Raw genomic sequence first — 20,740 nt, 5'->3', positions numbered from 1 at the left:
AACAGCGTGAGTTCGTTCATGCCCACGGGCAGGCGCAACCACCCACGCGACGGCACGCCGCAGTGGCGATGCGACGCCGTACCCAGGCTCACGCAGCCCGACGTCCTCGTCAGTGCGGTCCGAAGCAGACAAGTGGAGACTGGAATGCGGGATTTCAGCAGCAAGGCGAACAGGCTCGGCTCCGCCATCGTCGTGGCCTCGCTGGCAGTCGTCGTTCCTGCGGCAGCGACCGGTACGGCACACGGCAATCCGAACTCAGCCAGGGTCACCGTGGCGGGAACCGCGAGCTGCGAGCGATTCGAGGATTCCTCAGCGACTGATGTGACCATAGCCGCCAAGGGGAAGAGCGCGTCGGATCAGCTCTCCGGCGAGAACGTGTCGGAGTCCTACTCGGTGACCTTCACGAAGGTTCCGACGCAGGGCCTGCAGGCCAACGTCAAGGTCACCTGCGTGGACAGCGACAACGACTCGCACACGTTCGGCAAGAGCATCACGATCACGAGGCCGGCGAGCACCGGCACCGAAATGCAAACCGTCAACCTCAAGTAGGTTCGGCCTGCGACATGCGGTTGCCGGCTGACAACGACAGAAGCCCACAGCATCTGAACTGGTCAGAGCCGTGGGCTTCGTCAGTCCCGCCGGTCAGCGGGACCGGTGATCAGTAGACCGGCTTCTGCGGCTCGATCTGGTTGACCCAGCCGATGACGCCGCCGCCGACGTGGACGGCGTCCGCGAAGCCCGCGGACTTCAGGACGGCGAGGACTTCCGCACTGCGGACACCCGTCTTGCAGTGCAGGACGATCTTCTTGTCCTGCGGGAGGCCCTCGAGGGCGGTGCCCAGGAGGAACTCGTTCTTCGGGATCAGCTTGGCGCCCGGGATGGAGACGATCTCGTACTCGTTCGGCTCGCGGACGTCGATGATCTCGATGTTCTCGCCGTCGTCGATCCACTCCTTGAGCTGCTTGGGAGTGATCGTCGAGCCGAGCGCCGCCTCCTGGGCCTCCTCGGAGACGACGCCGCAGAAGGCCTCGTAGTCGATGAGCTCGGTGACGGTCGGGTTCTCGCCGCAGACCGCGCAGTTCGGGTCCTTGCGGACCTTGACCTGGCGGTACTGCATCTCCAGGGCGTCGTAGATCATCAGGCGGCCGACCAGCGGCTCACCGGTGCCGGTGAGGACCTTGATCGCCTCGGTGACCTGGATGGAGCCGATGGATGCGCACAGCACGCCCAGCACGCCGCCCTCGGCGCAGGAGGGCACCATGCCCGGCGGCGGGGGCTCCGGGTACAGGCAGCGGTAGCAGGGGCCGTGCTCGGACCAGAAGACCGACGCCTGGCCGTCGAAGCGGTAGATCGAGCCCCACACGTACGGCTTGTTCAGCAGCACGCAGGCGTCGTTGACCAGGTAGCGGGTCGCGAAGTTGTCCGTACCGTCGACGATCAGGTCGTACTGGCTGAAGATGTCCATCACGTTGTCGGCTTCCAGCCGCTCCTCGTGAAGGATCACGTTCACGTACGGGTTGATGCCCTTGACGCTGTCGCGCGCGGACTCGGCCTTGGAGCGGCCGATGTCGGCCTGGCTGTGGATGATCTGGCGCTGCAGGTTCGACTCGTCGACCTCGTCGAACTCCACGATGCCGAGGGTGCCCACGCCCGCGGCGGCCAGGTACATCAGCGCCGGCGAGCCCAGGCCGCCGGCGCCCACACACAGCACCTTGGCGTTCTTCAGCCGCTTCTGCCCGTCCATCCCGACGTCGGGGATGATCAGGTGGCGGGAGTACCGGCGGACCTCGTCTACGGTGAGCTCAGCAGCTGGCTCGACCAGGGGTGGCAGCGACACGGGGACTCCGTTGGTCGGTCAATCACTACGGTTGTTCTCCTCGTAACACTGCCACGGCCTTCTTCATTCCGAGACACCCGTTCCGACCCGCGAGACGATTTCGTCCCAGTAGCCGGGCATCGTCTCCCACGGGTCGGTGCGGCCACCGCGGTCGGTGCGGTCCGTGAAGTAGATCGTCGCCGCTCCCTGCCACCGCGCGATGCGCAGCGCCTCTTCCAGATGACCGCGGGGCACGCCGTGCACGAAGTGGCAGAAGCGGTCGGGCGGATAGTCGGCGGTCCACTCGGCGACCTGCGAGAAGCGGTAGTCGGACCAGGGGCCGGAGAAGGTCACCAGCTGGTCGGCGTTCTCCGCGTACCCCGGGTGCGGGTGGCTGCCGTGGCCGAGGACGATGTGGGCCATGTCACTGATCGCCCGGAGCGCGCCGACCGCACGGCGGACCTCGGGGAGCGCGGCGCGGTCCGTGGGGGTGCGGTCCAGCAGGAAGCCGTCGACGCGGTACCAGTCGAGGTGGCGGTGCGCGTCCGAGAGCAGGTCGGCGAGGGGGCGGGCGCCGTGGGTGAGGTCCAGCTGGCCGAGGACGCGGACGCCCGCGTTGCGCAGCCGGCCCGCGGCTTCCAGGCAGTGCGGGTCGGGGCGGGTGCCGGGCCCGGCGGCGACGTTGAGCACGACCCAGTCCAGCGGGGTGCCGGGGCGGGCGAGTTCGGCCCACTGGGCCGGGGCGACGAGCGGATGCGCGTAGCCGGGGACACCGAGGGCGGTACGGATGCCGGTGCTGGTGGTGCCCGCTGTGGTGCTGGTCAGATGCGGCATGCCGCCTCCATCCAGATGTCGGCCAGGGATTCTTCGAGGTTGATCCGGGGACGCCAGCCGAGCCGGTCGCGGGCGGTGCGCACATCGGCCTGCTGCCAGCTGCCGCAGCCGTCCGGATACGGATAGGCGACCGGGGCCGCGTGGTCGGCGTCGGTGCGGGGGTGCCCGATGGTGCTGCGCAAAGGCACGGCAGGGGAGTCGAGTTCGTGCAGGGCGCCGCCGTATCCGGCGACCCGGGCGAGGACGGCGGCGGCGTCGCGGAGCCGGACCGCACGGCCGGAGCCGATGTTGATGACGCCCTGCGCGGCAGAGAGAGAGGCGGCGTGCACGGCGCGGGCGACGTCACGGACGTCGACGAAGTCGCGCTGGACGCCGAGGCCGCCGAGTTTGAGTTCACCGTCGCCGGACTGCATGGCGCGGCGCATGGCCTCGGCGAGCCGGCCGAGCGGGGAGCCGGCCGGGGTGCCGGGTCCGGCGGGTGAGAAGACCCGGAGGACGACGGCGTCGAGACCGGAGCCGAGGACCAGTTCGGTGGCGGCGAGTTTGCTGACGCCGTACGGGCCGCCGGGGCGGGGCACGGCGTCCTCCGCGGTGGAGGAGCCGGGCTGGCTGGGGCCGTACTCGGAGCCGCACCCGATCTGCACCAGGCGGGCGCTGCAGCTGCTGCGGCGCAGGGCTTCGCAGACGGTGGCGACGGCGACGGTGTTGTGCCGGGTGAGCTCTCGGGCACCGCCGCGGGTGGCGCCGGCGCAGTTGACGACGACTCCGGGGTGGACCGCGTCAAGGAAGCGGGTGAGCGCTCCGGGGCTGCCGGTGGCGAGGTCGAAGCGGACGTCGGCGTCGTCGCCGCGGCCGAGCGCGGTGAGCTGGACGGCCGGGTCGGCGAGCAGGCGGTCGGCGACGAAGCGGCCGATGTATCCGTTGGCTCCGATCAGCAGGACCCTCATCGGGCGCCTCCCGGGGTGTGCGCTCCGGCTGCTCCCAAGGCTCCGGACGCTCCGGGCGCTCCGTGTCGGGAGGTGGTCATCTCGTCTTCTCCTTCGAAGGGGTGGTGCGGTTGCCTCCGGCGGTGGGCCGGGCGCCCGCGGCCTCGTCCGCGGCCCGGTGCTGCCACGCGCTCGGGGCGGGTGGCGGCGGGCTCGCTTCGGACCGGTGGCGGAAGGTTCACCCGGGTGCTCCCGTCGGCGCGTGGGCCGAGGCCTGGGTGAGGGTGCGCAGAGCGTGGACCAGCAGGACGAGGGCCGCGGTGCCGCAGGCGAGCGCCGGGACGGCGGCCGGGCCCCAGGCGTCCACCAGGGTCTGGACAGGGGTCGCCAGGACGGTGCAGCCGGGCAGCCGGCCGGCCAGGAGCAGGGCGGGGGCCGCCACCTCGACGGCCACCGCCGCACCCAGGGTCAGGGCGGGGGCGTGCCGGTGGTGGTGCACGGTGAGGAGGCGGGCGAGCAGGAGGAGGGCGCCGAGGGCGAGGGCCTGGGGGTAGGCCGCGTTCTCGTCGAGGACGGCGCCGCACAGGGCGAGCAGGCCGGTGAGGGCGGCCAGGAACAGGGCGAACGCGCCGAGCAGCAGGGGTCGGGCGGCGGCTGTGAAGTCCTCCAGGCCCCGGCTGCCGGCGAGCCTGCGGCGGGCACCGGCGGTGAGGAGGTGGGCGCACCAGGCGGCCGGGGCGCAGGCCAGGGTGAGGGCCAGGACGGGGGCGACGGCCATCGGCCAGGGGCCGTCCGGGACACCGGTGGGCAGGTCGTCGGGGCCGCCTGCCACGACCGCGTTCAGGAGTCCGTCGCCGAGAAGGGCGTACCCGAGCAGCCAGAGGGTGCACGCGCGCGTGCCGGTCGCCGTCCGCCACGGGGGTGCGCCGGGTTCGGTGGCGAGGGGGCCGCGGCGCAGGGCCGCGCGGCTGGCGAGGCCGACGGCGAGGAGGCCGCCGAGGGCCACCAGCAGGCGGGTTCGGCCCTGCGTGAGGTGCAGCCCGGTCACGACGGCCGCGCCGAGCGCTCCGGGCAGGAGGGTGAGCAGGACCCAGTCGGCACGGACACGGGGTGCGCGCAGGAGCTCGGGCTGGGGGAGTGGGGTGCCGTCGCGGGGCACGCGCGCGTACAGCTCCTCGGCGAGCGAGAAGACGTCGCGGTGCCGGAAGCGGGCGGCGGTGCGGTCGGTGACGCCGTGGGCCTCCAGCCCGGCGGCGATCTCCAGCGGGTCCACGGCCCGCTCGCACAGCTCCCGGTGACGGTGCAGCAGGGTTTTCACGGGGTCGGCGGCACCGCGCCGGGCGGTGGGTCGACGGCTCCTGCCGGACCCGGAGTCCGCTGCGGCCCGCACCGGCGCCGAGGGCGTCCGCGGGTGAGCCGCTCCGGAGAAAGTCTCCGCTGCCGAGGGCGGCTTGGGCCCCGGTTCGGCGGAAGCCCCCGCACCGGCCGGCCACTCCCCCGACCGCTCGTCCCAGGCGTCGGCGCCGCCCGGCATCGCGGGACGGTCCTGTCGGCCCGGCCGGCTCATGACGTCCCAGTCGTCGCGGGTGTCGCGGGTGTCGTCCAGCCCGCCGGAGCCGTTCACCGCGCCCCCTCCGGAGCCGCCAGCGGGGTCGCGCGGACCGGGCCGCCCGCCGCCCAGCCCGGAACGCCCCGGGTCAGTACGCGGGCCGTGGGGCCGGTCCAGCGGACGGGGACGTGGGCCTCGGCCGGCGCGGCGAACGGCAGGGGCGCGCCCGCCTCGTCGAGGACGACGCGGCGTACCGGACAGCGCGAGACGATCTCCAGGTAAATGCTGTGAAATGCTGTGATGTTCTGCTCGACGGTGAACAGTTCGAGCGCGCGGGCGCGGGCGGCGGCACCGAGGCGCTCACGGCGCTCGGGGTCGTGCAGCAGCGCCACGCACGCCTCGGCGAGCGCCCGCGGATTGCGCGGGGGCACGACGAGGCCGGTACCGCCGATGACCTCCACCACCGCGCCGACGTCGGTGGACACGGTGGCGCGTCCGCAGAACATGGCCTCGACCAGGCTGATCGGGAAGCCCTCGACGACGCTGGAGAGGACGACGACAGCGCCGCCGGCGTACGCGTCGGGCAGCGTCGGGGCCTCGGGGCCGCCGATCTCCTCGAAGGAGACCGGGTTGTCGCCGACCGCGTGCACGCCCTCCGCCTCGTCCGGGAAGAGCTGGGTGGCCAGGGCCCGGCAGTGGCGCAGGTAGGCCGGGCCCTCGTGGCCCGCGGGCGCGCCGACGATGCGCAGGCGGGCCTTCGGCGCCTCTCTGCGGACCTCGGCGAAGGCGTGCAGCAGGGAAACCAGGTCCTTGGTGGGTTCCACGCGCCCGACCCAGACGAGCGTGTCCGCGTCGGCGCGGTCCGGGGACTCGCCGACCTCCGCGAAGCGGGAGGCGTCCATGCCCGGGTGGACGGTGCGGATCCTGGTGCGGTCGGCACCGCACCGTTCCTGCCAGCGGCGGGCGTGCGCGTTGCCGGGTGTGAGGATCGCGGCCCGCCGGTAGACCTCGGTGGCCAGCCGGCCGTGGAAGGCGGCGAGCAGGGCGCGTACGGCGGGGGCGGCGGCGTCGGGGCCGAGGGCCAGGTAGTGCGAGCGCAGTTGCACGCCGTACTCGGTGACCAGCAGGGGTACGTCGGCGAAGTGCCGGGCGAGCAGTCCGGGCAGGGCGGCCGGGCCGCCGGCGGTGGCGTGGCAGAGGTCGGCCGCGCCGAGGTCGTCGTCGCCGTACCAGTCGAGCGAGAGGGGGCGCAGGGCGCGTTCGAGGTGTGCGGTGACGGTGAGCAGGTCGGGTACGCGCGCCTCGCGTGCCGTGCGCAGCGCCCCGGGCGCGCGGCAGGCGCGTTCCAGGGTGCGCACGGCGGTGTCGGAGCGGAGCGCGCCGACCAGTCCGCCCTCGTCGCGGGCGAGTTCGGCGAGGCCGTACAGCGCGCTGCCGAAACGGTCCGCCTTGTGAGCGGACGCATCACCGGAAGCGGTGTCGGATCCGGCGCACAAGGCCCCGACCAGTTCCCCGTAGCACTCGGTGAAGCGCCGGCGTGCGCGCCGCCCGTATGTGACTTCGTCGTCCTCGGCCGTCCACAGCGGGGCCGTACGGACCCGGCTGACCTGCTCGGGGAGCGGGACCCAGCCCGCGTCCTCCTGCTGTCGGCTGCGGCTGAGCGCGTAGAGGTCGAACTCATGCTGTGCGAGCCCGCGCACGAGCCGGTCGCACCAGAGCCCGGCGTCACCGCTCACATACGGATAGCCACCCTCCGTAAGTAGTCCGATGCGCACGTGTGCACCCCCGATCTCCCGTGAGTGGGAGCCGCCTTGGTCCCGGCGGCTCGCAGCGGGACGAACGTATGCGGACAAGGCGGTGGCGCGACGGACGGTTGTCCATCGCGCCACCAAAAGGGGTGAACGGTCGTAACTTTCGCGTGCGGGTCGCGTTCTGCCGCGCTAGGCGATCGGACGGTGATCGGCCACGTACGTATCGTTACGCCACGGCCGGCTCCCGCCGGGCCGCCCGCCGCTCCGCCGCCAGCTGCGGGTCGAGCGCGGGCACGGCGGCCAGGAGCTGCTTGGTGTACGGCTCGCGCGGGGCGTCGTACACCTCGTCGACGGGTCCGGACTCGACGACCTGTCCGCGGCGCATCACCGCGACCCGGTCGCTGACCTGGCGAACGACGGCGAGGTCGTGCGCGATGAACACCAGCGCGAGGCCGAGTTCGCGCTGCAGCTCGCCGAGCAGTTCGACCACCTGGGCCTGTGTCGTGACGTCGAGCGCCGAGACGGGCTCGTCGCAGACGATGACACGCGGATCGGCGGCGAGCGCCCGGGCGATGCCGACGCGCTGGCGCTGTCCGCCGCTGAACTCGTGCGGGTAGCGGTCGTAGTGGGCCGCTTCGAGCCCGACGCGCTCCAGCAGTTCGACGACGCGCCCCCGGATCTGCTGCTCGTCCCTCCCCCGCGCGCGGAGCGGGTCGGCGATCGACTCCCCCACGCTGCGGCGGGGGTTGAGGGAGGAGACGGGGTCCTGGAAGACCATCTGGACGGCCGGGTTCACGCCGGTGTGCGGGCGCCCCGCGTAGTGGATGTCGCCGGCGGTCGGTTCGAGCAGTCCGACCAGCATGCGGCCCAATGTCGTCTTGCCGCTGCCGCTCTCCCCCACGACGCCCAGGGTCTCGCCCCGGCGGACGGTCAGCGAGACGTCGTCCACGGCCGCGAACGCCCGTTTGCCGCGCCCGAACTCGCGCCGGAGCCCGGTGGCCTCCAGCACGACCTCGTCGGACGCCTCGGAGGCGGTGCGCCGTGCGTCCACGCGCGGGACGGCGTCGAGCAGTTCGCGGGTGTACGCCTGCGCGGGCGCCGCCAGGACCGTGCCGACCGGGCCGTGTTCGACGGCCCGGCCGTGCCGCATGACCAGCACCTCGTCGACGCTCTCGGCGGCGACGCCCACGTCGTGGGTGACGAGCAGCAGGCCCATGCCGGTCTCCTCGCGCAGCGTGTGCAGCAGGTCGAGGATCTGGGCCTGGACGGTGACGTCGAGGGCCGTCGTGGGCTCGTCGGCGATCAGCAGGTCCGGCCGGCAGGCGAGCGCCATGGCGATGAGGGCGCGCTGACGCATGCCGCCGCTGAACTCGTGCGGGCGGGACCGGGACCGGCGTTGTGCGTCCGGAATTCCCACTCGCTCCAGCACCTCGACGGCACGCGCGCGTGCGGCGCGGCGCGAGGCGCGCGTGTGCACGCGGTACACCTCGGCGATCTGGTCGCCGATCGCGTAGTAGGGGTCGAGCGAGGACAGCGGGTCCTGGAAGACCATGGCGGCCCCGGCACCGCGCAGCCGCCGCAGTTCCGCGTCGGGGGCCTGCTGTACGTCGGTGCCGGCGACGTGCACCGAGCCGCCGACCCGCGCCCCGGTGCCCCGGTGCAGGCCCAGCAGGGCGCCGGCCACCGTGGACTTGCCGGAGCCGGACTCGCCGACCAGCGCGAGGGCGGCGCCCTGCTCCAGCCGGAAGGAGAGCCCGTCCACGGCCCGCAGCGAGCCGAACTCGACCGTCAGGTCCGTGACGTCCACCAGGCTCATGCGAGTACCACCCGTCGGTCGGCCACCGCGTACAGGACGTCCGCGACGGCGTTGGCGATGACGACGAAGAAGCCGACGACCAGGACCATGCCGACGACCACCGGCAGATCGACCACCTTCACCGCGTGCACCAGCTCCTGGCCGATGCCGGGCAGGCCGAACAGGGTCTCGGTGAGGACGGCGCCGCCGACGGCCGAGCCGACGTTGTTGGCGTTCAGCGCGATGACGGGCGCGAGCGCGCCGCGCAGGGCGTGCCGGCCGACGATCGAGCGCTCCCCCACGCCGTACGCGCGGAAGGTGCGGATGTGGTCCTCGGCGAGCGTCTCCAGCATCGAGGCGCGGGTGAGCCGGGCGAACGCGGCCGCCTCGATGAGGGCGAGCGAGAGCCAGGGCAGCAGCAGGTTCCACGCCCACTGCTCGGGGTCGTCGGTGAAGTTCACGTACTGCGGGAAGGGCAGCAGCTGGAGTTCGCCGCAGACGACGATCATCAGCACGAGGCCGATGACGAAGACGGGTGTGGCGGTGCCCGCGAGGGTGAGGGCGGTCAGCAGGCGCTCGGAGATCCGGCCGCGCCGCCAGGCGGAGAGTACGCCGGTGCCGACGCCGAGCAGGAGCCACAGCACCATCGCGCCGAGGACGAGCGACAGGCTGACCGGCAGCTTGGTCAGGATGATGTCCATGACCTGCTGGTCGCTCTGGTACGACAGCCCCAGGCAAGGTGCGGAGCAGTGCGCCACCGAGGTGCCCGTGGAGTAGTCCCGGCCGGCGACGAGGCCTTCCAGGAAGTGCCAGTAGCGCAGGTAGAGCGGGTCACCGAGCCTGAGCTGCTCGGCGACCTGGTGCACCTGTTCCGGCGAACAGCGCGGGCCGCAGGTGATCTGGGCGACGTTGCCGGGGGTGGCGTAGAAGACGACGTAGACGATCACCGAGATGGCGAGCAGGGTGACCGCCATGCCGACGGCGCGGCGCAGCACGAACCCACCGAAGCCGCTCATGCGGTCTCCTCCTTCCCGGTCCCGCTCTCGCTCTTTCGGCCGGTGCCGACGCGCAGGCGGGAGGCCGCGCGCGGGTCGAGTGCGGTGCGCACGCCGTCGCCGAGGACGGTCAGGGCCAGGACGGTGACGAACAGGGCGCCGGCCGGCAGCAGCAGGTACTGCGGTGCGGCCTGGTACCAGACGTCGGCGCTGGTGAGCATCTGCCCCCAGGACGGCGTGGGCGGCTTCACGCCCACACCGAGGAAGGAGAGGGCGGCCTCGACCGAGATGTTCATGGGGACGAGCAGCGCCGCGTAGGTGATGACGGGCGCGGCCAGCCCCGGGAGCAGCTCGCGGCGGGCGATCCGCCAGGTGCCCCACCCGCTCAGCCGGGCGGCGGAGACGTAGTCGAGGCCCTTGAGGGTGAGGGTCTGGGCGCGCACGATCTTCGCGATGTTGCCCCAGGCGATGAGGCCGATGACGAGGGTGACGAGGACGGGCCGGGGAAAGCTCGACGGCACGATCGCCAGCAGCGCCAGGGACATGATCATCAGCGGCATGGCGACGATGACGTCCGTGATACGGCTCAACAGTTGATCAACCCATCGGCTGCCGAGCGCGGAGGCCACGCCGATCACGACCCCGATGGAGACCTGCACCACGGTCGCCGCCAGCGCGACGCCCAGCGACACCCGTGCTCCGTAGACCAGCCGCGCGAACAGGTCGCGCCCGGTCTGCGGTTCGACGCCCAGCCAGTGGCCGGCGCCGGCGCCGCCGAAGGAGCCGATGGGCACGCCCCCGCGCGCGGAGTCGATCAGGGAGGGGTGGTACGTGGTCGGGTCCTGGCCCTCCAGGGCGGTGAGCAGCGGCGCGGCGAGCGCGACCAGGACGAGCAGCGCGACGACGACCGCCGCGACGAGGGCGGCGCGCTGCGCCCGCAGCCGCCGCCAGAACTGACGGGCCCCCGAGGCCCCCGGGACGGGCGTGTCCGTCCCGGGGGCCCGGGTGGCGACAAGTGCCTCGCTCACGGCGCTACTTGACCGCGACCTGGGAGATGTCCAGAACGCCGGTCCAGTCGCTGATCACGATGTTCTTGACGTCCTTGCCGTACAGGCGCTTGTAGACGGGGTGGAACAGCGGCACGGTCAGGGCCTGCGCGCCGATCTTCTTGTCCAGCGCACCCCACCGCTTGGCGGCCGCGTCGAGGTCGGTCAACTTGTTGATCGCGTCAATCTCGTCATTGACCGACTTGTCGTCGAGCAGGCCCGTGTTGAAGTTCGCGCCGTCCTTGACGATCTGCCGGCCGTCGAAGATCGGGGCGAGGAAGGGACCGCCGGAGGGCCAGTCGGCACCCCAGTGCGCGAGGAAGAAGCCGGGCTCGGTCCGCACGCTGTGGATCTTGTCCCGGTAGTCGTTGTCCTCCAGACCCTGGAGCTCGACCGTGATGCCGGCCTTCTTCAGGGCGTCCTGAATGGCGGTGGCGATCTCCGGGCTGGTCTCGAAGTTCTTGTCGTTGGAGTGCGTGAGGGTGATGGTCAGCCCGTTCTTGTGGCCGGCCTCCTTCAACAGCTCCTCGGCCTTGGCCGGGTTGCCGGCCCTGCCCGCCGGGAAGAGGTCGTACGGCTCGTAGCCGAAGGACTTCTGGTCGGGCAGGTAGGTGGTCGCGGGCTCGGCGAGCGCGGAGCCGCCGGCCGCGTTGATCACGGACGACCGGTCGATGGCGTACGAGATCGCCTGCCGCACCCTGATGTCGTCGAACGGCTTCACCTTCGGGTTGAACGCGATGTAGTTCGTGTAGCCGAAGTGGCCGGTGCCCACGCGCGCGGCCAGCTCCTTGTCGCCGGTCACCTTGGCGAGCTCGGCCGGGCCGAGGTTGGTGTCCGTGGTGACCGCGGCCGCGTCCGCACCCTGAGACGCGGACAGCCGCTGGTTGATCACGGAGGAGTCGAGGCCGGAGCGGACGTCGACGGTGTCCGGGTAGGCCTTGCGCTCGGCGTCGACGGCCGTGGACCAGTACGTGTTGCGTTCGAGCACCAGGTGCTCACCGTCGTTCTCGTTCTTCACGACCTTGTAGGGGCCCGACGAGATCGGGTGCTCCTCGTACTTGGTGCCCGTGTCCTTGCCCTTCGGGACGGGCGTGAACTGCGTCTGTGTGGCCAGGAACGGGAACTCGCCCTCGGGCTTGTTCAGGTGGAAGACGATGGTCCGCGCGTCCGGCGTCTCGATCGCCGAGAGGCCCTTCTTGTCCTTGTACGGGCCCTGGTAGTCGGCCGCACCGACCAGCCAGTCCCTCAAGTACGGTGCGCCGCCGGAGAGTTCGGGGGCGAAGGAGCGCTCGATGCCGTACTTGATGTCGGCCGAGGTGATCGGGGTGCCGTCCTCGTACTTCAGGCCCTTCTTCAGGGTGTACGTCCAGACGGTCGCGTCCTTGCTGGGGCGTCCGGTGTCGGTGGCCAGGTCCGGGACGACCTTGGCGCCGGCCGCGCCGTTCTCCCGGTTGCGCGTGGTGAGTGTGCGGAACACGAGCGAGGGGACGTTGCCGCCGCCGGAGGTGTAGAGGCGGGCGGGGTCGAAGTCCTGCTGCGGTTCGGAGTTCAGAACGGTCAGCGTGCCGCCCTTGTGCGGCGCGGAGTCGCCACCGGAGCCCTTGGCATCGTTGTCCTTCGGGCCGCAGGCGGCGGCGCCCGCTGCCACGACCAGGCTGACGGATGCCGCTGCCACGCGGCGCGCTATGACGGACGGTTGACGCATCGGAAAGACGACCTCTCGGGGAACTGATCGAGGAATTCTCGAAGAGTGAGACATGTGGACGAGGAGTGAGACGGCTGCGAGCAGACGTCGGCCCCGGCGTCGGGTCGTCGAAAAATCCGTGACACGGCCACGGACGAAAAGGGGAGGAGAGTCGCGACGCGAACGCCAGGGAGGCGGCGTCAGTGACAGTGGATGTCGGCCACGCAGAGCGCGGTCACGCCGATCAGCGCCAGCTCGATGGCGGCGCTGTCGGAGACGGCATGACTAGACCACATGCGCAAAAATATGAACGACCTTGCTGCTCATGTCAATGTGACGCGAGCGGCGCCCGTCAACTCCCGGGGTAGGGCCAGGGGTTGGGCAGGCAGTGGATTCCGTCGTGGTCGAGGAACTTGGTCTGCTGCTGCATGACCGGCGCCAGCTCGCCGTCCTTCTGGCACGACACATGGCCGTGGCCGAGCCGGTGGCCCACCTCGTGATTGATGAGCATCTGCCGGTACGGGTGGATTTTGTCCCCGTATGTCTTGCTGCCCTGCGCCCATCGATAGGCGTTGATCATCACGCGCTCCGTGGACGCCGAGTCGCAGGAGACGTTGTCCTCCGTGGTGTCCAGGCCCGACTTGGCGCACCACTTGGCGGTGGTGCCGGGGCTGGCGAGCGTGATCACGAAGTCGGGCTTTCCGGAGGAGACGCGCTCGAAGGTACGGGCGCCGCCGTGGGCCCAGCTGCGGCTGTCGTTGAGCGTCTTCTGCACGGCCGCGGCGAACAGCTCGCCGTCCAGGCCGAGTCCCTGCTCGATGTCGACGCGGTAGGTGTACTTCTGCCCCTTGCCGGGCGCCTTGTCGAATCCGGGGACGGTGTCGAACTTTCCGGAGCCCTGCAGCGTGGCGCCGAGCGGGTACTTCCGGTCCATCTTCTGCTCGTACGTCAGCGTCGCCACGCTCGGTGCGGCGGACGGGGCGCTCTGCCCGGGGACCCGGGTGCCGCGCTCCAGGTCGGTGGCGGACTGCGACCGTACGTCGGCGTCGTGGCGGTCGGTGACCTGCCCGGCGACGACGACCGCGAGCACGGTGGTCACGGCCGCGGCCGCGATGCCGGTGAAGGCCCGCCCCTTGCCGCCGCCACGCTGCGCGGGCAGGCCGGCCGGCGGCGCCTCGCCCCCGTCGGCCGCCGGCTCGGCACCGGCGTCGTACGACTCCTGCTCCTGAGCGGACTCCGTCCGGCCGGAGCGGGGCGTGAAGACGTCGGCGTCCTCCTCGAAGGCCTCCAGGTAGTCCTGCCGGGGCCCACCGCCGGAACGACCCGGCCCACCCTGCCGCTGCCGCGGAACGGCGGCACCGGGCCCGCCGGAGCCCTGCCGTCCTCCAGGGGCAACCCCGACGCCCGTTCCGGCCGCTCCCGCGAACTCTCCCCAGCCACCGCCGACTTCACGCTGCTCGGGATGCCCGCCCCGGGCCGGCGCGGCACCGCCGCGGAGCCGCGGCACACCGTGGGCAGGGGTGCCGTCGGGAAGCCGAGGCACGCCGGCGGCGGGGGTGCCGTCGGGTGGACGCGGAGTCCCGTGCGCCAAAGTCCCCTCGGGCGCACGCCGGCCGCCTTGCGTCGCCGGCCCACCTGGGAACCGGGGGACACCCTGGGCGGGCGTGCCGTCCGGAAGCCGAGGCACACCATGCGCAGGCGTGCCGTCGGGCAGACGCGGAGTCCCGTGGGCGGGCGTGCCGCCAGGGAAGCGCGGCATCCCCTGGGCCGGAGTGCCGTCGGGGAAGCGCGGTGTGCCTCCCGCCGGGGTCCCGGGCGGGAAACCGGGTGTGCCCTGGGCGGTGCGCGGTGTGCCGTACCCCTGGGGCGCGCCCTCGGGTGCCTGGCGCTGGCCGGGCAGGGTGGGCTGTCGCGTCTCGCGCGGAGTGCCGGAGGCGGAGCCCCGACCCCCTCGCCGGGCGGCTATGTCGGCGGAGTCGTCCTTGGGGGCCGGTCCGCGGCGGCTGTGGCGTCCCACTTCGGCCCTCAGCTCCCCGCGCCCGTGGCGGCGACGTCGCCCCCGGTGGTCGTATCGGATCCGGCACCGGGCGCCACGGCGTCCGCGCCCCGGGCAGCGCCGGCCGTCCCGGACTCGCCCGCGCCCCCGAACTCGCCCTTGTCCGCGAGGAGTTCCCGGAACGCTCCGGCCACCACCTCCGGGTACTCCATCATCGCCACGTGCCCCGCCTCCGGCAGGGACAGGAGGCGGGAGTCGGGGAAGGAGCGGGCGGCCTTCCGGGCCATGCGGTAGCCGACCAGCTGGTCGCGGCCGCCGTAGATCAGGAGGGTCGGGGCGAGCACGCGCTCGGCCTGGCGCCACAGCCCGTGCTGACCCCCGAGGGTGTAGGCATTGACCACCCCGCGCGCGGAGCGTGCCATCGCGTCCCAGAAGTACGGCAGTTCCAGCCGCCGCTCCAGCTCCTCCACGGCCAGCTGGAACGCCTCCGGCGACACGCGCCCGGGGTCCCCGTAGCACAGCCCCAGCACGCCGCGCACGCGCTGCTCGGCCGTCCACTCCTTGGTGAGCCGGGTGAAGAGCCCGGCCACCCCGGGCACGCCCAGCAGTGCCGTGGGCATCGCGGTGCGCTGCACGCGCAGCTCCGGAAGGGCGGGCGAGACCAGGGTCAGGGTGCGTACGAGATCGGGCCGCACGGCGGAGACGCGCGTGGCGACCGCTCCGCCGAGGGAGTTGCCGAAGAGGTGGACCGGGCCGCGCTCGGCGGCGTCCAGATAACGGATGACCGCGCGCGCGTGCCCCGTGACGGAGTAGTTGCCGTCGTCCGGGGGCGGGGAGTCACCGAAGCCGGGCAGGTCGACCGCCTCGCTGTCGACGACACCGTCCAGCTCCCTCATCAGGGTGGACCAGTTCTGCGAGGAACCGCCGAGCCCGTGGACGTACAGCGCCGACGGCAGCCCCTCGCGCGCGGGGCGCCGCGAACGGACCGACAGCGTGACCCCCGACAGCCCCACCGACCTCAGTCGCTCGCCCTCGCCGACCCGGACGGGCGCCACCTTCGGGAGGACACTGGCGGCCGTTACGGACGGCAACTCGGTCGAAGACATGCGGCAATGTTACGAGACGATCACGTTGTGGCTCATGTGTTCGCCGTCACAGGTTGACACCTGTCGTGACGGAAACCCGGACCGGGGAACCATGCGGCGGGGGAACCATGCGGCGAACGGGCGTCCATGGCATGGCGTCCGGATCAGGTGTCTCCTAGGCTCGTACCGAGGGCACCCGCATGTGGCCCCTGCTGCTTCCAGGGACGTTCGTAGGAAGGGAGCCCACCATGGCCTATGACCCCATTGAGCCCGATGTGATCGAGGATCTGCCGGCCGACGACACCCCGTCGATCGACGTGGAGGCCCCGGAGGGTGACGCCGTCGAGCAGCACGCCGACATCACGCCGGAGCGCGACGACCCGCTCACGGGAGTGGATCCGGCCCGCGGAAACGAGGCCGATCTCATCGAACAGGCGCGCGTGGTGGCGATCGACGAAGAGGATTACCGCTGACCACGCAGGACGACTCGGCACCCCTCCGACCGTGTAAGCCTGGCTTTGTGGCTTTCGTAGCCGTCCGGTACGTGAAATTCTGCGCTCGCACCGCGCACACCACGGTTACCGAAAAGTACGATGGCCGCGCGGCTGACACCGCATGTGGACGACTCTGGGAGGCGGCGTGACAGCCATCGAGCAAACTGAGGCGGCGCGCCCGCGTGGCACCCGTCTGCCGCGCCGAGCCCGACGGAACCAGCTGCTGGGCGCCGCCCAGGAGGTCTTCGTCGCACAGGGCTACCACGCGGCCGCGATGGACGACATCGCCGAGCGGGCGGGCGTCAGCAAGCCGGTGCTCTACCAGCACTTCCCCGGCAAGCTCGACCTCTACCTCGCCCTGCTGGACCAGCACTGCGAGTCGCTGATCCAGGCCGTGCGCGGCGCACTCGCGTCGACGACCGACAACAAGCAGCGCGTGCGGGCGACCATGGACGCCTACTTCGCGTACGTCGAGGACGACGGCGGCGCCTTCCGTCTGGTCTTCGAGTCGGACCTGACGAACGAGCCCGCGGTGCGCGAGCGGGTCGACAAGGTCACCAACGACTGCGCCGAGGCGATCTGCGAAGTCATCGCCGAGGACACGGGCCTCTCGCGCGCGGAGTCGATGCTGCTCGCCTCCGGGCTCGGCGGCCTCGCCCAGGTGGTGGCGCGTTCCTGGCTGCACAGCGACCGCAGCGTGCCGCGCGATCAGGCGGTGCAGCTGCTGACCTCGCTGGCCTGGCGGGGCATCGCCGGATTCCCGCTGCACGGCACCGAGAACCACTGACGCGCATTTGTTCCCGTGCGGTGTTCGCTGTTGGCGTTCCGGCCCGCAGCGTGTACGTCCGCTCACCGGGCTAATGTGTGCTGGGTACGGCGCGGAAGATCGCGCACTTCACTGACCGTCGGAGGGACATAGCCGTGGAGGTCAAGATCGGCGTGCAGCACGCGCCCCGCGAGATCGTTCTGGAGAGCGGTCAGAGCGCCGAGGACATCGAGCGTGTGGTGGCCGAGGCGCTGGCCGGAAAGTCGCAGCTGCTGAGCCTCGTGGACGAGCGCGGCCGCAGGGTCCTGGTCCCGGCGGACCGCCTGGCGTACGTGGAGATCGGCGAGCCGACGGTCCGCAAGGTGGGCTTCGGCACTCTCTAGACCCGGTTCGAGAAGGGCCCGGCGGCACTGTGCCGTCGGGCCCTTCCGCCTGTGCGGCCTGCGCACGGACGGAGCACAAGTCGCCCACGGAGGAGGATTGCAATCCGCAGGTCACGGGTATGACCGGCTACGACCGTGAAGCACAGGCCGGCCGTGGGAGGGACCCCCGAGATGATCCTGGAAGCAATCGGATCCGCCGTGCTCGGTCTGATTCTCGCCTGGGCGGCGACCCACCGGCTGTCACACCGCCTGCCCGCCCGGCCCCTGGTGTTCTCGACAGGCGTCGCCGGAGCCCTTTTCGGCGACTTCGTCACCCACAGCGCCCTCGGCTCGGGCAGCGTCCTGTTGAACCTCCTGGGCGCGGCGATCGTCTCGGCAGCGTCGCTGTCCCTGCTCCTGCGCCCGTCAGCCCGCCTGCGCCGACGATCAGCGACGGCGTAGGCACCGGGACAGGGGGCGGCGCGGCGCAGCCGCCGGTGGGCGCGGGGAACTGCGGGCCCAGCCGGGCCGCACCCGCAACCGTGAATCGGCCGAAACCACCCCCCACGGAGCGCGACGGCGCTTAGGCCGCGAGGCCCAGCGCAGCCATCCGCTTGGTGTGCGCCTCGGTGATCCGCGAGAACATCCTGCCGACCTCCGCGAGGTCGAACCCGTCGGCAACGCCACCCACGAGCATCGTCGACAGCGCGTCCCGGTCGGCGACCACCCGCTGCGACTGCGACAGCGCCTCGCCCATCAGCCGCCGCGCCCACAGCGCCAGCCGGCCGCCCACGCGCGGGTCGGCGTCGATCGCCGCGCGCACCTTCTCCACCGCGAACCCGGCGTGCCCGGTGTCGTCGAGGACGGCGAGGACCAGCTCACGCGTGTCGGAATCGAGGCGGGCCGCGACCTCCCGGTAGAAGTCACTCGCGATCGAGTCGCCGACGTACGCCTTGACCAGGCCCTCCAGCCAGTCCGAGGGCGCCGTCTGCTTGTGGAAGCCGTCCAGGGCCGCCACGAAGGGCTCCATCGCCGCGGTCGGCTCCTCGCCGATCTCGGTCAGCCGATCCCGCAGCCTCTCGAAGTGGTGGAACTCGGCCGAGGCCATCTTCGCCAGCTCCGCCTTGTCCGCGAGCGTGGGCGCCAGCTTGGCGTCCTCCGCGAGCCGCTCGAACGCCGCAAGCTCCCCGTACGCGAGCGCGCCGAGGAGGTCCACCACCGCGGCACGGTACTGCGGGTCGGCGGAGGCCTGCGCCCAGTCCTGGGCGGCGACACCGGTGTGCTCGGTGGGTGCGGCGGACGCGTTCTCAGGCTTGTCAGAGCTAGTCATGAGGCGCACAATAGCCCGCTTGCCGTACCTCGGAAGCCCCTGGCCAACCACTGTGACCACGACTACGTGACCAAATCGGCCATCGCATGTGCGCCAATCCGGGGTATGGTGGTAATGCGCCTGCTGAGAGTGCGTCGACGGTGTTCGACGTCTTCTGACAGGCTGCACGCATGAGGATGCCCGGTCGGTGGCCCGATCGGCTCCGACCCGACAGCCCTCCCCGGCCGTACGGCTCATTACGTACGACGACCGGAGGGACACCCTCAGCGGTACGAGCGCTAGAGCGTCGGCAGTGGTCCCGTGTCTTACGGCTTGCCCAAGTGGCTCGTCCGTACGGCAGCCGACGTCCCCGACACGGTCAGTCATGACCCCCCGCGCTCGCCTCGCACCGCGCACACAGAAGAGGCATAACCCTGACTACCACGTTCCGCGAACTTGGAATCCTGCCCGAGACTGCCGAGGCCCTGGAAGCCGTCGGCATCATCAATCCCTTCCCCATCCAGGAGATGACGCTCCCCGTCGCCCTTTCCGGCACGGACGTCATCGGCCAGGCCAAGACCGGCACCGGCAAGACGCTCGGCTTCGGCCTTCCGCTCCTCGAGCGCGTGACCGTCCCCGCCGACGTCGAGGCGGGCCGCGCGCGGCCCGAGGCCCTCACCGACGCCCCCCAGGCGCTCGTCGTCGTCCCCACGCGCGAGCTGTGCACCCAGGTCACCAACGACCTGCTGACGGCCGGCAAGGTCCGTAACGTGCGCGTGACGGCGATCTACGGCGGCCGGGCCTACGAGCCCCAGGTCGAGGCCCTGAGGAAGGGCGTCGACGTGGTCGTCGGCACCCCGGGCCGACTGCTGGACCTGGCCGGGCAGAAGAAGCTCGACCTGAGCCACATCAAGAGCCTGGTGCTCGACGAGGCCGACGAGATGCTCGACCTGGGCTTCCTGCCCGACGTCGAGAAGATCATCAATCTGCTGCCGGCCAGGCGCCAGACCATGCTGTTCTCGGCGACCATGCCGGGCGCGGTCATCGGCCTCGCGCGCCGCTACATGTCGCAGCCCACCCACATCCGCGCCACCGCGCCGGACGACGAGGGCGCGACGGTCGCGAACATCAAGCAGTTCGTCTACCGAGCGCACTCCCTCGACAAGCCGGAGATGGTCGCGCGCATCCTGCAGGCCGACGGCCGCGGGCTCGCGATGATCTTCTGCCGTACGAAGCGGACGGCCGCCGACATCGCCGAGCAGCTGCAGCGCCGCGGCTTCGCCTCCGGCGCGGTCCACGGCGACCTCGGCCAGGGCGCCCGTGAGCAGGCTCTGCGGGCCTTCCGCAACGGCAAGGTCGACGTCCTCGTCTGCACCGACGTCGCCGCGCGCGGCATCGACGTCGAGGGCGTGACCCACGTCATCAACTACCAGTCCCCCGAGGAAGAGAAGACGTACCTGCACCGCATCGGCCGTACGGGCCGGGCGGGCGCGAAGGGCACGGCCATCACGTTCGTCGACTGGGACGACATCCCGCGCTGGCAGCTGATCAACAAGGCGCTGGAGCTGAAGTTCAACGACCCGGTGGAGACGTACTCGAGCTCCCCGCACCTGTTCTCGGACCTCGGCATCCTCGAGGGCACCAAGGGCACTCTGCCGCGCTCGGAGCGCACCCGCGCCGGGCTCGACGCGGAGGAGCTGGAGGACCTGGGCGAGACCGGTGGCCGCAATGCGCGCGTTCGCGGTGGCCGGGGCGGCCGCGACGGCCGCGACGAGTCCGCCACTGCCGAGCGTGAGCGCCCGGCGCGCACTTCGCGCCGTCGCCGCCGCACCCGGGGCGGTACTCCGCTGGACGCCTCCCCCGCTACGACCGCCTCGGCGCCTGCCGCCGAGACCGGTGCCGCGGAGGAGCCCTCGGCGGCCCGCACCCCGCGCCGCCGTCGCCGCACGCGCGCCGGAGCCCCGGCGGAGGCGGTGCCGGCCGCTGCCGCGACCGTGACGCCCGAGGCCGCCGTCGAGACGGCGGAGGGCCCGGCCGCGCTGGAGACCCCGGAGAAGCCGCGCCGTCGCCGCACCCGGAAGTCGGCCGAGGCAGCCGAGGTCCAGGTGACCGAGGCTCCGGTGACCGAGGCCGCCCCTGTGACCGAGGCCGCCGCCGAGGTGACCGAGGCCAAGCCGCGCCGCACCCGCAAGACGGCCGAGCCGGCTGCCGAAACGGCCGTCGCGACGGCCGAGGGCACGGACGAGGCCGCCCCGGCGACCAAGCCCCGTCGCACCCGCAAGGCCGCGGCCACCGCCCCGGAAACGGTGGAGGCCGAGGTCGAGGCCAAGCC

18 protein-coding genes and 1 pseudogene are annotated in these 20,740 nt (G+C 72.1%); 6 read left to right on the top strand and 13 right to left on the bottom strand.

Going from position 1 to position 20,740, the window contains the following annotated elements; translation table 11 throughout:
• Nucleotides 1–144 precede the first annotated feature (144 nt).
• Complete coding sequence (locus ACIRVH_RS10910) at nt 145–549, top strand: hypothetical protein (RefSeq protein ID WP_403950725.1); 405 nt, start codon at nt 145–147, stop codon at nt 547–549.
• Nucleotides 550–658: 109 nt separating this feature from the next.
• On the opposite strand, the gene moeZ is transcribed toward ACIRVH_RS10910, so the two are convergent.
• The 12 genes from moeZ to ACIRVH_RS10850 all read right to left on the bottom strand — a co-directional run bounded on the left by moeZ (nt 659) and on the right by ACIRVH_RS10850 (nt 15,498).
• Nucleotides 659–1,837, bottom strand: coding sequence for an adenylyltransferase/sulfurtransferase MoeZ (gene moeZ, locus ACIRVH_RS10905; RefSeq protein ID WP_403950722.1), 1,179 nt, complete (start codon nt 1,835–1,837; stop codon nt 659–661).
• A gap of 63 nt (nt 1,838–1,900) precedes the next feature.
• Complete coding sequence (locus ACIRVH_RS10900) at nt 1,901–2,650, bottom strand: spherulation-specific family 4 protein (protein ID WP_403950719.1); 750 nt, start codon at nt 2,648–2,650, stop codon at nt 1,901–1,903.
• Nucleotides 2,638–3,597: an NAD-dependent epimerase/dehydratase family protein gene (locus ACIRVH_RS10895; RefSeq protein WP_403950716.1), complete on the bottom strand. Its 960-nt coding sequence runs from the start codon at nt 3,595–3,597 to the stop codon at nt 2,638–2,640. Before ACIRVH_RS10895 ends, ACIRVH_RS10900 begins: the two co-directional genes overlap by 13 nt.
• A 217-nt stretch (nt 3,598–3,814) precedes the next feature.
• A complete protein-coding gene (locus ACIRVH_RS10890) occupies nt 3,815–5,143 on the bottom strand; it encodes a hypothetical protein (protein ID WP_403950990.1) in 1,329 nt (442 codons plus the stop codon).
• Between the two features lie 53 nt (nt 5,144–5,196).
• Complete coding sequence (locus ACIRVH_RS10885) at nt 5,197–6,861, bottom strand: glycosyltransferase (RefSeq protein ID WP_403950713.1); 1,665 nt, start codon at nt 6,859–6,861, stop codon at nt 5,197–5,199.
• A 241-nt stretch (nt 6,862–7,102) separates the two neighbouring features.
• Nucleotides 7,103–8,692 (bottom strand): dipeptide ABC transporter ATP-binding protein, encoded by a 1,590-nt coding sequence (locus tag ACIRVH_RS10880; RefSeq protein ID WP_403950710.1) that lies wholly within the window; start codon nt 8,690–8,692, stop codon nt 7,103–7,105.
• Entirely contained in the window at nt 8,689–9,687 is a 999-nt protein-coding gene (locus ACIRVH_RS10875) for an ABC transporter permease (protein WP_403950707.1), read from the bottom strand. Before ACIRVH_RS10875 ends, ACIRVH_RS10880 begins: the two co-directional genes overlap by 4 nt.
• Nucleotides 9,684–10,694, bottom strand: coding sequence for an ABC transporter permease (locus ACIRVH_RS10870; protein ID WP_403950705.1), 1,011 nt, complete (start codon nt 10,692–10,694; stop codon nt 9,684–9,686). The genes ACIRVH_RS10875 and ACIRVH_RS10870 overlap by 4 nt, the downstream gene beginning before the upstream one ends.
• Before the next feature lie 4 nt (nt 10,695–10,698).
• Nucleotides 10,699–12,417 carry an ABC transporter substrate-binding protein gene (locus ACIRVH_RS10865; protein WP_403950703.1) on the bottom strand — a complete coding sequence of 573 codons (1,719 nt, stop codon included), beginning with the start codon at nt 12,415–12,417 and terminating at the stop codon, nt 10,699–10,701.
• 179 nt (nt 12,418–12,596) lie between these two features.
• Complete coding sequence (locus ACIRVH_RS10860; RefSeq protein ID WP_391334877.1) at nt 12,597–12,692, bottom strand: Ms4533A family Cys-rich leader peptide; 96 nt, start codon at nt 12,690–12,692, stop codon at nt 12,597–12,599.
• Nucleotides 12,693–12,748: 56 nt separating this feature from the next.
• On the bottom strand, nt 12,749–14,413 hold the full coding sequence (locus tag ACIRVH_RS10855; protein ID WP_403950700.1) for a DUF3152 domain-containing protein: 1,665 nt from the start codon (nt 14,411–14,413) through the stop codon (nt 12,749–12,751).
• An 8-nt stretch (nt 14,414–14,421) separates the two neighbouring features.
• Nucleotides 14,422–15,498: an alpha/beta fold hydrolase gene (locus ACIRVH_RS10850; protein ID WP_403950698.1), complete on the bottom strand. Its 1,077-nt coding sequence runs from the start codon at nt 15,496–15,498 to the stop codon at nt 14,422–14,424.
• A gap of 227 nt (nt 15,499–15,725) precedes the next feature.
• Between ACIRVH_RS10850 and ACIRVH_RS10845 the strand changes: the two genes are divergently transcribed.
• The 4 genes from ACIRVH_RS10845 to ACIRVH_RS10830 all read left to right on the top strand — a co-directional run bounded on the left by ACIRVH_RS10845 (nt 15,726) and on the right by ACIRVH_RS10830 (nt 17,561).
• Nucleotides 15,726–15,950, top strand: coding sequence for a hypothetical protein (locus ACIRVH_RS10845; RefSeq protein ID WP_403950696.1), 225 nt, complete (start codon nt 15,726–15,728; stop codon nt 15,948–15,950).
• 166 nt (nt 15,951–16,116) lie between these two features.
• The gene (locus ACIRVH_RS10840) at nt 16,117–16,758 is read left to right on the top strand and encodes a TetR/AcrR family transcriptional regulator (protein ID WP_393468804.1); all 642 of its coding nucleotides are present in this window, start codon (nt 16,117–16,119) and stop codon (nt 16,756–16,758) included.
• A gap of 134 nt (nt 16,759–16,892) precedes the next feature.
• Nucleotides 16,893–17,120 (top strand): DUF3107 domain-containing protein, encoded by a 228-nt coding sequence (locus ACIRVH_RS10835; protein WP_403950694.1) that lies wholly within the window; start codon nt 16,893–16,895, stop codon nt 17,118–17,120.
• A 171-nt stretch (nt 17,121–17,291) separates the two neighbouring features.
• The gene (locus tag ACIRVH_RS10830; protein ID WP_403950692.1) at nt 17,292–17,561 is read left to right on the top strand and encodes a hypothetical protein; all 270 of its coding nucleotides are present in this window, start codon (nt 17,292–17,294) and stop codon (nt 17,559–17,561) included.
• Nucleotides 17,562–17,682: 121 nt separating this feature from the next.
• On the opposite strand, the gene ACIRVH_RS10825 is transcribed toward ACIRVH_RS10830, so the two are convergent.
• The gene (locus ACIRVH_RS10825; protein ID WP_336113564.1) at nt 17,683–18,429 is read right to left on the bottom strand and encodes a ferritin-like fold-containing protein; all 747 of its coding nucleotides are present in this window, start codon (nt 18,427–18,429) and stop codon (nt 17,683–17,685) included.
• 506 nt (nt 18,430–18,935) lie between these two features.
• Between ACIRVH_RS10825 and ACIRVH_RS10820 the strand changes: the two are divergent.
• A pseudogene (locus ACIRVH_RS10820) lies at nt 18,936–20,740 on the top strand (DEAD/DEAH box helicase); the annotation flags it as partial.

It is taken from the genome of Streptomyces sp. NPDC101165 (genome assembly GCF_044768135.1).
In the GTDB taxonomy this organism is placed as follows: domain Bacteria; phylum Actinomycetota; class Actinomycetes; order Streptomycetales; family Streptomycetaceae; genus Streptomyces.
Note: the sequence above shows the minus strand (reverse complement) of the source record. Positions and strands in the feature narration are given on the sequence as shown.

Coding starts and splice junctions, on each gene's coding strand:
- ACIRVH_RS10910 (WP_403950725.1), top strand. CDS start 145: ATGCGGGATTTCAGCAGCAAGGCGAACAGGCTCGGCTCCGCCATCGTC.
- ACIRVH_RS10900 (WP_403950719.1), bottom strand. CDS start 2,650: ATGCCGCATCTGACCAGCACCACAGCGGGCACCACCAGCACCGGCATC.
- ACIRVH_RS10895 (WP_403950716.1), bottom strand. CDS start 3,597: ATGAGGGTCCTGCTGATCGGAGCCAACGGATACATCGGCCGCTTCGTC.
- ACIRVH_RS10890 (WP_403950990.1), bottom strand. CDS start 5,143: ATGAGCCGGCCGGGCCGACAGGACCGTCCCGCGATGCCGGGCGGCGCC.
- ACIRVH_RS10880 (WP_403950710.1), bottom strand. CDS start 8,692: ATGAGCCTGGTGGACGTCACGGACCTGACGGTCGAGTTCGGCTCGCTG.
- ACIRVH_RS10875 (WP_403950707.1), bottom strand. CDS start 9,687: ATGAGCGGCTTCGGTGGGTTCGTGCTGCGCCGCGCCGTCGGCATGGCG.
- ACIRVH_RS10865 (WP_403950703.1), bottom strand. CDS start 12,417: ATGCGTCAACCGTCCGTCATAGCGCGCCGCGTGGCAGCGGCATCCGTC.
- ACIRVH_RS10860 (WP_391334877.1), bottom strand. CDS start 12,692: ATGTGGTCTAGTCATGCCGTCTCCGACAGCGCCGCCATCGAGCTGGCG.
- ACIRVH_RS10850 (WP_403950698.1), bottom strand. CDS start 15,498: ATGTCTTCGACCGAGTTGCCGTCCGTAACGGCCGCCAGTGTCCTCCCG.
- ACIRVH_RS10845 (WP_403950696.1), top strand. CDS start 15,726: ATGGCCTATGACCCCATTGAGCCCGATGTGATCGAGGATCTGCCGGCC.
- ACIRVH_RS10830 (WP_403950692.1), top strand. CDS start 17,292: ATGATCCTGGAAGCAATCGGATCCGCCGTGCTCGGTCTGATTCTCGCC.
- ACIRVH_RS10825 (WP_336113564.1), bottom strand. CDS start 18,429: ATGACTAGCTCTGACAAGCCTGAGAACGCGTCCGCCGCACCCACCGAG.